This is a genomic window from Candidatus Nitrotoga fabula (assembly GCF_905221025.1).
Taxonomy (GTDB): domain Bacteria; phylum Pseudomonadota; class Gammaproteobacteria; order Burkholderiales; family Gallionellaceae; genus Nitrotoga; species Nitrotoga fabula.
Genome location: NZ_CAJNBL010000030.1, coordinates 22,749 through 36,563 on the forward strand (window position 1 = coordinate 22,749; position 13,815 = coordinate 36,563).

Consider the following 13,815-nt stretch of genomic DNA (forward strand, 5'->3'; position numbering starts at 1 on the left):
ATTTCATGCAGGTTCGTTGTATGTTCCATACCGTTATATTCCGTAACCGGAAGAAATGCCCTGGTTGACTTCATGAAGACCCTGTTCCTCAGTCCAACGCCATCGCCTGTGAACCTGAGACGTGTGCTGGTGCTTAAAAATATTGCCGTGATCGGCTTGACCCTGGCTGTACTGGTTGTTGCCAAGGGGATGGGCATGCCGTTGCCATACGCAGTGATTGCCTCAGTACTGATGGTACTGAATCTGCTTACCTGGGTACGGTTCAGGTTGCCATGGCCGGTACAGGAAATTGAGGTATTCGGACAACTGGTGCTGGATGCGCTGCTGCTGAGTGCGCTTCTTTATCTCGCTGGAGGAGCCACGAACCCATTCGTGTTACTGCTGTTGCTACCCCTTACCATTGCTTCCGTCACGCTGCTTACGATGTATGCCTGGTTCATGGCCGTGATTATCGTGGCTTGCTATACGTTCCTGATGTTTTTCTATATCCCGCTCCCGCATTTCCATATTGATCACGTTGCCCGTTTTGATTCCAGTGCCTGGATGATGTGGCTGGGTTTTGTGCTGGGAGTAGGACTGACCAGCTATTACGTGGCAAAGATGGGGAATACCCTGCGCGAACGCGAACGCATGCTTGCGGAAGTGCGCGAAAATGCGCTAAGGGATGAGCATCTGGTGGCACTGGGTGCGCTGGCAGTGGGGGCTGCGCATGAGCTTGGCACGCCGCTGGGTACGATGGCGGTGGTGTTGAAAGAGCTTGAGCATGAATATGTGGCCCAGCCAGAGCTGGTGAAAGAGCTGCAACTGTTGCGCGAGCAGGTTTCACGCTGCAAAAGTATTTTGTCGCAAATGCTTTCGTCCACCGAACATGCACGGGCGGAAAGTGGCTTTAGCACTGCGGTGGATCGATATCTGGAAGATTTGCTTGCGCAATGGCACAGCATGCGCCCATCGGCCCAGGTGAGCTATCGCTGGACAGGCCCCTCTCCTGCTCCGCAGATTGTTGCGGAACAGGTATTGGGGCAGGTGATCACCAATCTATTGAACAATGCGGCAGACGCTTCAGAGCAAGGCGTTGAGGTGGAGGCCAGTTGCAATGCAGAGCAGTTGTTGATTGAAGTCTGTGACCGGGGTAGCGGATTTACGCCAATTGCAGAAACGCATGCCGGTGAATTATTTTTTACAACGAAAGAAAATGGAAAGGGGATTGGATTGTTTCTTGTCAATGCCGCGCTCAGGCGCTTTGGCGGAGTTCTTTCCCTGTCGAACCGGGAAGGTGGAGGGGCATGCACCCGGGTTACAGTGCCGCTTGCCCGGTTACGTGTGACGACTTCCACATGAGTCTGACCGGACTGGAAAAACCGCCTGTCCGCCAGCTGTTGCTGGTAGATGATGACCAGATTTATTGCAGGGTGCTGGGGCAGGCTTTGGGCCGACGAGGCTTCATGGTAAATGTGGCGCATAGCGTGGACGAGGCCAGACAAATCATTGACCATATCATTCCTACGCACGCAGTGATTGATATGAAGATGCCCGGCCCGTCAGGTCTGACGCTGGTAGCCTATCTCAGGGAGTGTGCCGAGGATGCACGCATTGTCGTTCTTACTGGGTATTCCAGCATTGCAACGGCTGTAGAGGCAGTGAAACTGGGCGCGACCTATTATCTGGCCAAGCCTGTGGATGCGGATGAAATCGTTGCAGCTTTTGACCATCAGCCTGGTATTGCCGGGGCTGCAATTGCGGTGAAACCCAGGTCTGTGGATCGCCTGGAATGGGAACACTTGCAAAAGGTACTGTCAGACTGTGGCGGGAATATTTCAGCGGCTGCCAGAATGCTGGACATGCATCGGCGCACTCTGCAACGCAAGCTGCAAAAACGCCCGGTACCCGAACGTAGCGACTAATCACTGGAAAATTCCCAAGCCCGGAACCGGCTTGCCCGAGGACTGGAAAGCTGCCCGGAACCGGTTTAATATTCAGGCTTGGTCATGAACAGGCGTTATCAGCGGGCATGCATCCAGTGGCCATCAGTAAATCGATGTCCCGCTGATTTTACAAATGGTTTAATACGATCCATGCGTTTTCTAGAGTTGAATTTTACCTATGTCCAATATTGTTGTTGCTGCACTTTACAAGTTTGCCAAGCTTCCTGATTACCGTGAAATACAGCAAAGGCTGTTTGATTTTTGTGTTGCACAGGGGTTGAACGGTACTCTTTTGCTGGCAGAGGAAGGAATAAACGGGACAGTCGCCGGTACCAGGGCGGGAGTGGATGCACTGATGCAGTTCCTTCGGGCGGATGCACGTCTGGTGGATATTGATCACAAGGAGTCCTATGCTGACACCATGCCTTTCGACAGAATGAAGGTGCGCCTGAAAAAGGAGATTGTTACGCTCGGGGTTCCTGGCGTAGACCCAAACAAAAAGGTTGGAAAATATGTTGAGCCAGAAAAATGGAATACCCTGATTTCTGATCCTGAAGTATTGGTAATCGATACACGAAATGGTTATGAATGTGATATCGGGACTTTTCGTGGGGCAATAGACCCCCGCACTACCACCTTCCGTGAGTTCCCCGAGTATGTCCGCAGAAATCTGGACCCGGCAAAGCATAAGAAAATTGCAATGTTCTGCACCGGCGGGATTCGGTGTGAAAAAGCGACTTCTTTCATGCTGGTACAGGGTTTTGAGGAGGTTTATCATTTGCAGGGCGGCATTCTCAAGTACCTGGAAAAAATTCCTCAGGAACAAAGCATGTGGGAAGGGGAGTGTTTCGTGTTTGACCAGCGGATTGCTGTTGGCCAAGGATTGAAGGAAGGTACGCATGAACAGTGTTTTGCCTGTCGTCATCCTGTTTCTCTGGAAGAGAAAGCCTCACCCCGCTACCAGCCTGGCATATCCTGTCCGCACTGTTTCGATAGCCTGCCGCAAAGAACACGCGAGCGCGCGATTGAGAGGCACAGGCAGAACGAGCTTGCTCGAATTCGGGGAAAAGCACACATTGGGGTGACGCAAAAGAAACAGGCAGAAACGCAGAGGGAGAGCTGAAACCCTGGCAATGATGCTGGCGTTCAGACTTAACATTGTTGCCTGTGCAATTGCACAATACTTTTTGCAGTTTGCGGAATGTGAGCAGTACATTCCCCAAGAGCACACGCAATTCAGGGAATGCCATGGTTTACAATGGATTCATTTAACTTGTTCCTGCAGCGTTCATCGGATTGGCCGTCGGCAACGAATAAAATTATGGAGAGAAATGTATGAAGTTATCCACACCCGCAGGGCAAATCACTAAATATTATGAAGACGGAGAGAAGTGCCTGGCCAGTAAAGATTACAGCAATGCCCTGAAGTGTTTCAAAAAGGCAGCAGACCAGGGACACGCTCTGGCCCAGAACTATATGGGCCTGTTATATGCAAGGAAACTGGGGGTTCCGCAGGATTTCAAGAAAGCTGAATACTGGTTCCGCCAGTCAGCAGAGCAGGGAGAGCCGATGGCGCAGAACAATCTCGGGCTCATGTATGCCAGAGGGGAAGGGGTTGCACAGGATTACCATCAGGCAGCGGAGTGGCTGCTCAAGGCGGCCGAGCAGGGCAATTCCGAGGCGCAATACAACCTCGGGTTCATGTATGCAAAAGGTCAGGGCGTTCCGCAGGACGATGAGCAGGCGGTGCATTGGTTTCGCAAGGCTGCGGAGCAGGGAGATGAAGTGGCCCAGTATAATCTGGGGTTCATGTATGAAAAAGGGATAGGTATTGCTCAGGATTACCAGCAGGCCGTGTTTCTGTACAGCATGGCTGCAGGGCAGGGCAGCGCTGATGCTGCATTGAATCTTGGAGGTCTGTACGACTCGGGTGAAGGAGTGGAACAGGATTACAAGCAGGCTGTAAATTGGTGGAAAAAGGCTGCAGAAAAGGGCCATGCGGTTGCACAGAACAATCTCGGGCTCATGTATGCCCAAGGGCTAGGCGTAAGCCAGGATTATATTGAGGCGTACAAATGGTTTGCACTTTCCAGCATGGGTGGGGAAGAAAGAGCGTTCAACGGCCTGAAAACCGCAGAATCCCTGATGACGGAAGAAGAAATTTCCGAGGCGAAAGAGCTAGTAGAGGAGTGGAAATCATCGCATTGACCCGTATTTGCGACGGCAATGCGCATGCTGTCCGTGCAGTATGCACATGTCGGAGCAGTCTGGAACGGAAACGGATGGTATCGGTTGACCGGTCAATGACCGGCATCTTGCAGGGAAAGTCCAGATTTGGATCATAAGTGTATTGATTCTGTATGGTTCCCGAAGGGATGGACAACGCTGCGCATCCCCGGTTGTCAATTATTTCTTTTTTCCCGGCTCCAGCCGGGTATGACTTGCCGCCCCAGTTCTCAGGTCATCCGGCAATTTCCTGGGTAGCCAGCAGCAGACAGTGATGGCCAGAGAGAAAATCATCTATAGCTGTACCGAATGCGGCGGGCAGGTCGCAAAATGGCAAGGACAGTGTCCGCACTGTACGGCATGGAACACGCTGGTTGAAAGCCTGGCGGAGCCAGTGGCAAGCGGAAAGAACCGTTACAGCCCACTGGCGGTCACGAGCAGGATGCAGACTTTGGAAGAAGTAGGGGCAGAAGAGCTTCCGCGTATCCAGACTGGCATGGCTGAATTTGATCGCGTGCTGGGGGGCGGACTGGTAAGTGGTGGCGTGGTGCTGATCGGTGGTGATCCGGGAATCGGCAAATCCACCCTGCTTTTGCAGGCCCTGACCTGTTTGGCTGCACATAAAAAAGTCCTGTATGTCAGTGGAGAAGAATCCGCCGGGCAGATTGCCCTGCGAGCCCGGAGGTTATCTCTGGATGCGCGCGGAATGTATCTACTGGCAGAAATCCAGCTGGAAAAAATCCAGTCTCTCATCCAGCAGGAAAAACCCGATGTAGTGGTCATCGATTCCATCCAGACGCTGTATTCCGAAAATCTCACCTCGGCGCCCGGTTCTGTGGGGCAGGTGCGCGAATCTGCGGCACAGCTGACACGCATTGCGAAAAGTGCTGCAGTGACGATGATTCTGGTCGGCCACGTAACCAAGGATGGTTCTCTGGCCGGGCCGCGCGTACTTGAGCATATCGTGGATACGGTACTGTACTTTGAAGGGGATACCCATTCCAGCTTTCGCCTGATACGCGCGTTCAAGAACCGTTTCGGGGCGGTAAACGAACTGGGAGTATTTGCCATGACCGAAAAGGGGCTGCGTGAAGTGAGTAACCCGTCCGCCCTGTTTCTGTCACAGCATGGCGCCCAGGTGGCTGGCTCGTGCGTGATGGTGACTCAGGAAGGCACGCGCCCTCTACTGGTTGAAATTCAGGCATTGTTGGATGATGCGCATTCCCCGAGTCCGCGCCGCTTGTCCCTTGGGCTGGAGCAAAACCGCCTGGCCATGCTGCTGGCAGTGCTGCACCGTCATGCCGGCATTGCCTGTTTCGATCAGGATGTATTTATCAATGCAGTGGGAGGGGTGAAAATTACCGAGCCGGGGGCGGATCTGCCGGTGCTGCTGGCGATAGTGTCTTCCCTGCGCAATCAACCCCTGCCAGAAAAACTGGTGGTGTTCGGCGAAATTGGTCTAGCTGGAGAAGTGCGTCCGGTCCAGCGTGGGCAGGAACGCCTGCGCGAAGCGGCCAAGCTGGGCTTTTCCCTGGCCATTATTCCCAAGGCGAACAAGCCGAAGCAGGGGATTCCCGGCATGGAAATCATTGCGGTGGAGCGGCTGGAGGAGGCTGTGGCGAAGACGCGCCATGCCTGAAGCCTGTGGGGCTGGAGGAGCCGGGCAGACCCAGATTACCCCGGTTCTTTGCCGACGCAAGACTGAGCAGCGGGGAATCGGGGGCACGGTCCAGCCAGGATGGGGAATCCCCGGGTATACCCAGGTTATTCGTATCCCAGCACGTCCTCCGCCAGGGTTTCTGGACCATAACGTTCAATGAGGGAATCCAGTTCGCCCATCAAACTCTCCTCATCCTCGGTTTCAATGACGCCGCTTCCCACCAGTTGGGCCAGGTAACCATTGGTCATGGCTTCGCGGATAGCTTCCAGCGTGGGAGCAATATCCGCTTCGCTGTCATCCAGAATGGATTCGATCACGCTGGAAAGCTCCTGGCTTGCCTTGACCGTGGTGAAATCCATGGCGAAGGCATCTTCACCGAACTCATCGATCAGCGCCTCAATCTCGGCATAAAGGGATTCCTCATTGCCGAATTCATGCCGTTCCGCCTCGATTCCTTCCATGGTAAGCTGTTCTTGCAGCTTGTCCCGCACCAGAGCCAGCGTTACCGGCCCTTCCAGATCGGGGTCGTTGATAATCTCTTCCATGGCCTCCGCCAGTGCTTCACTGACGCGGCTTTCCGGTTCAATGGGGAATGTCAAGATTGATCTCCTTCGCAAAAGGTTGCCGGGTTTGCCAATCCTATCCTGCAACAATAGAAATCCCAACGATTTATTCAATATATGCAGTCCCAAAGTACACTTTATTGGGCAGGGTCGTCAAGAAATTTTTATGCTTGTACGAAAAACACAGGCCAGATAAATCGGGTGCATGTCGGGCCCATGCCGGTGCGCGGAAGAGTTACCGATCCCGAAATCTAAAGGGATTTCGCGCGCTATCCCGCATATTTCACTGGGCATGATGCATGTGAGGAACGCTAGCTTGATCAGGAATTCTGGAGAAAAGAATCTTCAGGCAGGCCGGATGCAGCTGTCTGCCGGAACAGACCGGAAAAAATCAAAGACCGAAGGGGCAGGAAAAACCGGCAAGAAAAGCCTGGACTGGAAAGCTACGCAATCGGGGAAGCAGCGGGGGCGAACCCGTCCCCGCTGCGATGATCCGTAAGCCGGATGTCTATTCATACAGGACATTTTTTCGGTTTTTCCAGCTCCTGGCGAGGGCCAAAGAACTCAAAGTGCACCTGCGCAGGAGGAATCCCCCATGCCAGCAGTTCGTGGTAAATGCCAACCATGAAAGGTTGCGGCCCACAGAAATAATAGTCTGCATCCTTGCCAGGGAGCATGGACTCGATGAAGCCGGCGTCGATCAACCCTGTGCTGCTGGCGCCTGCGCGCACTACGCCATCTTTTGCCGGTTCGCTGTAGCGAAAATGGATTTTCAGGTTGCGATGTTTCTCCGCCAGTTCTTCCACATCCTTCCTGAAAGCCTGAACCGCTTCATTCAGGCTGCCATGGATGTAAATGATTTCGCGGTGGGGCATCGCATGGATCGCCGCCTGCAATATGCTCAATATAGGCGTGATCCCCACTCCTGCCGCCAGCAGCACCAGCGGACGGGTATGCCTTTCCGTGACATCCAGGAAAAATTCCCCGCACGGGGGGGCGATTTCCAGGGTTGAGCCGACCTCAATGCTGTTATGCAGCAGATTGGAGACGTAGCCTTTGGGGGAACTGGCCTCCGGCCCGTCTTCGCGCTTGACGCTGATACGGTACCAGTCTTTTCCGGGCGTGTCCGAAAGGCTGTAGTTTCTCATGGTCGTATGTCCGCATGGGCTAGGCACGCGTACCGTGATGTACTGGCCGGGCTTGAAGAAAGGCAACGCCCCTCCTTCCGCGGGAACCAGATAAAAAGAGGTAATGACCTCACTCTCTTTTTCCTTGCGGGCAACCCGGAAAGACTTGAACCCTCCCCAGCCCCCGGGTTGCTCCAGTTGTCCGGCATAGATCTGGTTTTCCCGGCCAATAAGGATATTGGCCAGAAAACCATATGCCTCCGCCCATGCATTGATGACCTCATCTGTCGCGCCCTCGCCGAGTACTTCGCGGATGGAGGCCAGCAGGTTTTCGCCAACGATGGGGTAGTGTTCGGCCTTGACCTGAAGCGAGGCATGCTTCTGCGCGATCAGCTCGACCGCTCCGCCAAGCACCTCAAGATTGTCGATATTGGCTGCGTATGCGCAAATTGCTCCGGCCAGGGCTTTCTGCTGCAGCCCAGCTGCCTGATTGGCCGGGTTGAAGAAAGGAGCGACCTCCGGATTATGCGAAAACATGCGTTTGTAAAAGTGGCGGGTAAGGGTCTCGCCGTGTTCCTGCAAAGCCGGGGCAGTGGACTTTACAATGGAGATGGTTTGAGCACTGAGCATAATGGCACCTTTTCCTTTATAATGTGTATGTAGTATGCATAATATAACCTTTGCTATCCCTGTACAAGTGTTTTTGACTTTTTTTGAAATGGAACCTGGCTATGCAGTTAACCATATTCACCGATTATGGCCTTCGCAGCCTGATGTATCTTGCCGCACAGCCGGACCGGATCTGCAGCGTCCGGGAAATATCAGAGCACTATGGAATCTCGCGCAACCATCTGGTAAAAGTCGTGCACCGGCTTGCCCAGCTTGGCCTGATTCACAGCAGGAAAGGGAAAGGGGGCGGAATTCAGCTTGCAAAGCCTCCGGAGAAATTCCTGCTGGGTAACCTGGTTCGCCAGCTGGAGCCGAATATGAACCTGGTCGAATGCTTCAACCAGAATACCAATACCTGCAAAGTGGTGAGTGCCTGTCAGCTCAAGTATTATCTGTTCGAGGCAAACGAATCGTTCATCCAGACGCTGAACAGGCATACCCTGGCAGATGCGGTTACCGATAAAACCCTGTTCCTGGCTGTTTCCAGGCCTGAATAAATGCAATTTTGTGCCCGGAGCGGCTGCTGGGTGCACCCGGGGAAACAGGGTTCAAACTACCGTGGGTTTTTCCATCGGGGCACGATCCGGCAGGAAGACACAAGCGGTTTCCCATCTTACTGTTTTGACTTGCAATCTTAAGGATAGCTGCGCTCCTCTTCCCGGGCAGCAGCATATTGCTGCAGCTCAATTTTGATTACCGGCTATGTGGGGTACCATACAGACCGGAAGGGCAGGAGCCTGCTAGGATTTGTCAGGGATACGGGGTAAGCAGTCAGAAATCCACAAAGGAGTCATCAATGCCGGACAGTTTGTTTATTGCTTTTTGGAATGTTGAAAATCTTTTTGACGTGGAGTCCGCAGACCGCTCTGAAAAACTTCGGGGAATCCTTGGCAAGGATCTCTCCGGCTGGGATGATGATGTTCTCGAATCAAAGTTGCGCCAGCTATCCAGAGTGATCTGCTCCATGAATTCCGGGGCGGGCCCGGATATCCTGGGGGTGTGCGAGGTCGAGAACCGAAACGTGCTGATCCGGCTCACCGGGATGATCGCAGCGGAAGGCGGGCGCAATTATCATGTTGTCCATGCCGATACCAGCGACAACAGGGGAATAGACGTTGCTTTCCTTTATGATCCTGCGGTGGCCAGCACTTCTCCGGACAAGGTTTTCCAGCACTGGGTGGTTAAGCGCTATGCAACCCGCGAACTGTTCCAGGTGAATTTTGAACTGGACGGCCAGACGGTGGTACTGGTCGGTAACCACTGGCCATCGAGAACATCCGGGCAATACGAGTCCGAGCCGTTCCGGATTACCGCCGGGGAGACGTTATCCTACTGGATCGAGAGAATCCGCCAGGAACTGGGTAATCACGTTGCCATTGTCGTCACCGGAGATTTCAATGACGAACCGTTCAACCGTTCGATCACCGAGTACGCGCTCTCGACCAGTGACCGTCGCCAGGTGATGAATGGGAGGAACCCCTATCTGCTGAATCTCATGTGGCCTTTGCTGGGGTCGGGTGCCGGAACACACCTGTATAACGGGCGCTGGAACATGCTCGACCAGATCATGGTCAGCCAGGGAATCGTAAACGGAAAGAGCGGGTGGAGCGTGCATGGGGAAGCACGGATCGAAGGGATGGACATGATGTCCCGGCCTAACCGCGCCGGGCCGAGAAGGTTTGGCCTGAAGCCCGGGGAGAGGGATCTGGCAGGCTTTAGTGACCATTATCCGGTAAGCGTTACGCTCAGGCGCTGATCCGGGCAGGGGTCTCCGGAATGCAAAAACAGGGTGACCTGCAGCCGAATGCTGCCTGCCCAAAAGCGCTGGCGGATCAGGATGCAATGGAATATTCAGTGTCTATCCATGCAAAACCCAGAGAAACGTCCGGATCAGCCCATTCCTTTTGCCAGGAAATCCAGGCGGTCGCGGAGGATTTTGCCCACTGCCTGGTGGCTGTAGCGGGCCGCCATGTCAGCCGCGGCGCAGGCTGAAATGCGCCGGCGGTATTGCGGGTCTGCGAACAGGCGGGCCATGAATTCCGCCGCATGGTCGATATCGGGGTCCGCCCACATCCAGCCGGGCTCATATTCCAGGTATTGCCGCGGCTTGACCGGTATCAGCGTGTAGTCAACCAGGCAGCTGTTCCCGTCGTTCATGAATTCCAGGTTGCCCGAATAAGCGGTGCCGATCACCGGCTTGCCCAGCGCCATGCATTCCGCCATTCCCAGGCCCAGTCCTTCCGAGCGATGCAGCGAAACATAGGCATCACATACGCTTTGCAGCCCATGCATTTCCCCGCGGGAGAGCAGGCGGTTCAGAATCGTGATCCGGGAGTCTTGTCCGGCCATTTCCTGCAGCAAGGCGAATTTTTCCGGTTGCAAATGCTCATTGTGGCATTTGATGACCAGGCCTGCCTGGTTTTCCCGGACAGAAAAGGCGCGCCGGAATGCCTCGATTACCGCCCAAGGGTTTTTCCTGTCTGCATAAGAACTGAAATCAAAATTGAACAGGAACAGAAAAGGGTGATCCGGCAGAGAGAAATCGCTGCGCCGGTAGGGTCGTTCAAGTGCCACTTCGATGGCATGAGGGATCCGGATGACGGGCTTCCCGGTAGCCCGCCTGGCAAGCCGCTCGATGAATTCGCTGGCGACCCAGATTTCATCGATCCGTTCGAGCGCAGGCCGCCATTTTTCCGGAATGGGGTCGATTTCCCAGAACAGGTAGCTGATGGTGCGCCGCCCGCGCAGGCTGCCCTGCTCGCAATAGCGTCGCCATGCCAGCTCGAGCTGGCCCGGGGGAACAAAAAACAAAGTGTTGCGCTGGCTGTTGCTGCGGGTCAGCAGAGCGTCCAGGTTGCGGTTGGTTTGCCTGCACTCCAGCATGACGTCCGCGTCGTGCAGGTTGGCGGCAATGCCGCCGGCATGGCAGGTCGCCGCCAGGGTGCGCACGCTTTCGGCAAGGCCGAACTCCCATCTGAAATAGCCGACCAGGTTCAGGCCATTCCCGGTTACGGGTTCGGGTTCCGGCAGGGCTTCCTCCTGCTGCGCGAGGCGGTCCTCCAGACTGGTCAGCATATCCGGGGCCAGGGTGATCTGCCCGCGGACAAGGGCTTTTGCCAGGTGCGCGTATCCGTTCGTCGCGCGCGACGGGGCGAATTCGTTTTCCGGCGAAGAAGACATCGCCCTGACGAGATAATCCGCGACCATTTTTCCATGCTTTTCGCGGTCCTGTCCGGGTTGCGACCCGGCGCCATGCTTCCCGGCCAGCCGGGTGCGGTACAGGCGGGCAGGCACCAGGCAGGGCTCGGCAAGATACAGCGCGCGCAGGCAGAAGTCCCGGACAAGGCAGGGCTGATTGGCGCGGAAGCCGCCGAGCCTATCATGCAGCGTTCGCGAGAAAAACAGGTTTCCGCCGGCAATCACAGGGTTCACGGCATCAAGCAGTGCGCTGCCGACCGTGTCCGCCGAGGACAGGGCGTCCTCGACCCTGGAAAGGGTATAGTCCCGGCTTCCGCTGGCGGGGGAAATGGCCTGGTCGTGCGCATCCAGGTCTTCGCACCGCGAAAATCCCCAGGAAAAGCCGCGTCGCGCGACCTGTTCCACCATTTGTGCGATTCGCTCCGGCGCGAACCGGTCTGCCGGGTGCAGCGGGTGGATGAACTCCCCGCAGCTGGCAGCGATGGCCGCATTCCATGCGGCTTCCGCCTCCCGGCTGGCCGTCGGCGTGACCCGTCGGTGCGGGAACGGGAAATCCTGCAGCCGGTTCCGGATTTTTTCCGCAGAATCATTGGGAGAAGCATCGTCCACGACGACCAGCTCCAGATTGCGGTAGGTTTGCGCGCGCACCGATTCCAGGGAATCCCCGATGCCGGCGGCATCCTCAGAATAGACCATCACCACGCTGACCAGTGGCTGGAAATCGGGACGGCAGGTCCGGGCGGTCAGCCAGCGGTCGTAATCCCGGCGCAGCCTGGAGCGCAGTTCCGTGTCGCGGCCCAGCATGCGGGTGCCCAGCGCCAGGCCGTAATTAAACAGGATGCCCGGCGCCTGCCAGCCGGTCAGTTCGCCGGCGCGGCGGATCAGGCCGGATGCCTCGCGGACCCGGTGCAGGCTGAACAGGACGACCCCGAGCATGTGCAGCGCCCTGGGATCGTCGTTTTTGTGCCGGAGCGCCTGACGGTAGAGCTGTTCCGCGCGTTCGAAATCCCGGGTGCGCTGCGCGGCAATGGCCAGTTCCATGATGGAATCGAACGACGCGGGGGTTCCGGGCACGGCGAGCGTGCTCCACCTTCCGCAGCATTGCTCGTAGCGCTTTCTGCTGCCGCAGGGGCAGGCCTTCAGACGATTCAGCAGGACGGAGGCCCCGGGAGAGCCAACCTTCATCCTGCTTGCAAGAACCTGGCGCAGATTAAAGAATGCCAGGGGCTGATAGTCGCTCGTGGTCAGAAGCAGATTCAGGTCTTCGCTGATTTCGATTCCTTTGGGGCCACCCTCCTGCGGATTCACCCGGCCTTTCCTGAAAACCTCCTCGCTCATCACCCGGAACGAGCCGGCCGGGAAATAGGTTCCTGCCCAGCGATCGCCATTTCGCTCGTAAATGTGCACGAACGGCGCGCCGGCATCGGCCACGACCAGAAACCGGTCCTGCATCGCGAAGCGGATGCCGTGAGGATAGGTGGCGCCATACAATAGGGCGCAGGGGGGGCTGTCCCGGCTCAGTTCCGGGGTGTTTTCATACAGGAAAACGCAGTGCTTGCCGTGGTTGCTGATCGCAATCCAGCGACCCTCACCGCTGACCGACACCCCGTCCGGAATATCGAGGCCCGAGACGAGCAGCATTTCATTCTGCTGCAAGGCCGGGGAGGCATTCATGTCCAGGATGTGGCGGGAAACGTAGTGGGAATAATTGTTGCAGATCAGCACTTCGTAGCCCCTGCCCTTCAGTCCGGTTGCCGCAATCGACCCGGGGGAATGGAGCCAGGGGTTGTGCGAAAAAATTTCCAGATCAGGTAGCTCAACCCTGCGGTTTGCATTGCTGCGAGGCGGCAGCTGCAGCGCCGATACCCCGCCCTGGCGGTTGGCCACGAGCAGGGTCTGGTCGTCCAGGAAAGCCAGGCCATGCGGATCCTTCAGCCCGGGCGAGGAGATTTCCAGGAAATTGCGGATGGCCAGGCGGGGTTGCGCATTCGTGCCGTCGCGATCCATTTCAAGCAGCAAAATCCGGTTGCGGATGAATCCGGCGATGGCCAGGCGCCGGCCATCCGGGGACAGCTTGATATCTTCGGTGCGCCCCAGCCCGATCAGGGCTTCCTGAACTTGCCGGGTTATGACAGGCTGGGGATTCATCGGGGTATCGTGCATGTCGGGTCTATTATAGTAATGGTCATTCTTCGCGCCGCTTGGCCAGCCCGGAAAGCACGGCCACCATCAGCAGGCTGGATACCCAGCCAAATAGGGTTTCAAGCCACATCAGCAAGCGGGTGGCATGCTTCCAGTCAAACAGGGTCAGATGGTATGGACGCCTCCCCCCGGCAGCGGGAAGTGGCACACTGGCACGAGGGGATCCTCGCTGTAACGGCATCAATGTGCCAAAGTGGAGAAGCTGAACCCAACCACTTGAACAGGAGGATCCGAAATGAAGAATA

At 56.0% G+C, this 13,815-nt stretch carries 12 protein-coding genes; 8 read left to right on the plus strand and 4 right to left on the minus strand.

Features of this window, described 5'->3' with window-relative positions; genetic code table 11:
• The first annotated feature begins 72 nt into the window (after positions 1-72).
• The 5 genes from KJA68_RS07725 to radA all read left to right on the plus strand — a co-directional run bounded on the left by KJA68_RS07725 (position 73) and on the right by radA (position 5,790).
• The gene (locus KJA68_RS07725; RefSeq protein ID WP_213036363.1) at positions 73-1,341 is read left to right on the plus strand and encodes an ATP-binding protein; all 1,269 of its coding nucleotides are present in this window, start codon (positions 73-75) and stop codon (positions 1,339-1,341) included.
• Positions 1,338-1,904 (plus strand): response regulator transcription factor, encoded by a 567-nt coding sequence (locus tag KJA68_RS07730; RefSeq protein ID WP_213036364.1) that lies wholly within the window; start codon positions 1,338-1,340, stop codon positions 1,902-1,904. The genes KJA68_RS07725 and KJA68_RS07730 overlap by 4 nt, the downstream gene beginning before the upstream one ends.
• A gap of 199 nt (positions 1,905-2,103) precedes the next feature.
• Positions 2,104-3,048, plus strand: coding sequence for an oxygen-dependent tRNA uridine(34) hydroxylase TrhO (trhO, locus tag KJA68_RS07735; RefSeq protein WP_213036365.1), 945 nt, complete (start codon positions 2,104-2,106; stop codon positions 3,046-3,048).
• A gap of 212 nt (positions 3,049-3,260) precedes the next feature.
• A complete protein-coding gene (locus tag KJA68_RS07740) occupies positions 3,261-4,133 on the plus strand; it encodes an SEL1-like repeat protein (RefSeq protein WP_213036366.1) in 873 nt (290 codons plus the stop codon).
• 292 nt (positions 4,134-4,425) lie between these two features.
• Complete coding sequence (gene radA / locus KJA68_RS07745; protein ID WP_213036367.1) at positions 4,426-5,790, plus strand: DNA repair protein RadA; 1,365 nt, start codon at positions 4,426-4,428, stop codon at positions 5,788-5,790.
• A 125-nt stretch (positions 5,791-5,915) separates the two neighbouring features.
• Here radA and KJA68_RS07750 read toward each other — a convergent pair whose 3' ends face one another.
• A complete protein-coding gene (locus KJA68_RS07750; RefSeq protein WP_213036368.1) occupies positions 5,916-6,410 on the minus strand; it encodes a hypothetical protein in 495 nt (164 codons plus the stop codon).
• A gap of 280 nt (positions 6,411-6,690) precedes the next feature.
• Between KJA68_RS07750 and KJA68_RS07755 the strand changes: the two genes are divergently transcribed.
• Entirely contained in the window at positions 6,691-6,873 is a 183-nt protein-coding gene (locus KJA68_RS07755; RefSeq protein ID WP_213036369.1) for a hypothetical protein, read from the plus strand.
• 13 nt (positions 6,874-6,886) lie between these two features.
• On the opposite strand, the gene hmpA is transcribed toward KJA68_RS07755, so the two are convergent.
• Positions 6,887-8,131 (minus strand): NO-inducible flavohemoprotein, encoded by a 1,245-nt coding sequence (gene hmpA / locus KJA68_RS07760; protein WP_213036370.1) that lies wholly within the window; start codon positions 8,129-8,131, stop codon positions 6,887-6,889.
• Between the two features lie 101 nt (positions 8,132-8,232).
• Here hmpA and KJA68_RS07765 point away from each other — a divergent pair, with 101 nt between their 5' ends.
• Positions 8,233-8,667 carry an Rrf2 family transcriptional regulator gene (locus tag KJA68_RS07765; RefSeq protein ID WP_213036371.1) on the plus strand — a complete coding sequence of 145 codons (435 nt, stop codon included), beginning with the start codon at positions 8,233-8,235 and terminating at the stop codon, positions 8,665-8,667.
• Positions 8,668-8,966: 299 nt separating this feature from the next.
• The gene (locus KJA68_RS07770; protein ID WP_213036372.1) at positions 8,967-9,926 is read left to right on the plus strand and encodes an endonuclease/exonuclease/phosphatase family protein; all 960 of its coding nucleotides are present in this window, start codon (positions 8,967-8,969) and stop codon (positions 9,924-9,926) included.
• A gap of 134 nt (positions 9,927-10,060) precedes the next feature.
• Here KJA68_RS07770 and KJA68_RS10980 read toward each other — a convergent pair whose 3' ends face one another.
• Positions 10,061-13,531 carry a glycosyltransferase gene (locus KJA68_RS10980; protein ID WP_213036373.1) on the minus strand — a complete coding sequence of 1,157 codons (3,471 nt, stop codon included), beginning with the start codon at positions 13,529-13,531 and terminating at the stop codon, positions 10,061-10,063.
• A gap of 22 nt (positions 13,532-13,553) precedes the next feature.
• The coding region (locus KJA68_RS07780; protein WP_213036374.1) for a hypothetical protein at positions 13,554-13,815 on the minus strand (262 nt) is incomplete at its 5' end.

Coding starts and splice junctions, on each gene's coding strand:
- trhO (WP_213036365.1), top strand. CDS start 2,104: ATGTCCAATATTGTTGTTGCTGCACTTTACAAGTTTGCCAAGCTTCCT.
- KJA68_RS07730 (WP_213036364.1), top strand. CDS start 1,338: ATGAGTCTGACCGGACTGGAAAAACCGCCTGTCCGCCAGCTGTTGCTG.
- KJA68_RS07765 (WP_213036371.1), top strand. CDS start 8,233: ATGCAGTTAACCATATTCACCGATTATGGCCTTCGCAGCCTGATGTAT.
- KJA68_RS10980 (WP_213036373.1), bottom strand. CDS start 13,531: ATGCACGATACCCCGATGAATCCCCAGCCTGTCATAACCCGGCAAGTT.
- KJA68_RS07740 (WP_213036366.1), top strand. CDS start 3,261: ATGAAGTTATCCACACCCGCAGGGCAAATCACTAAATATTATGAAGAC.
- KJA68_RS07725 (WP_213036363.1), top strand. CDS start 73: ATGAAGACCCTGTTCCTCAGTCCAACGCCATCGCCTGTGAACCTGAGA.
- KJA68_RS07770 (WP_213036372.1), top strand. CDS start 8,967: ATGCCGGACAGTTTGTTTATTGCTTTTTGGAATGTTGAAAATCTTTTT.
- radA (WP_213036367.1), top strand. CDS start 4,426: ATGGCCAGAGAGAAAATCATCTATAGCTGTACCGAATGCGGCGGGCAG.
- hmpA (WP_213036370.1), bottom strand. CDS start 8,131: ATGCTCAGTGCTCAAACCATCTCCATTGTAAAGTCCACTGCCCCGGCT.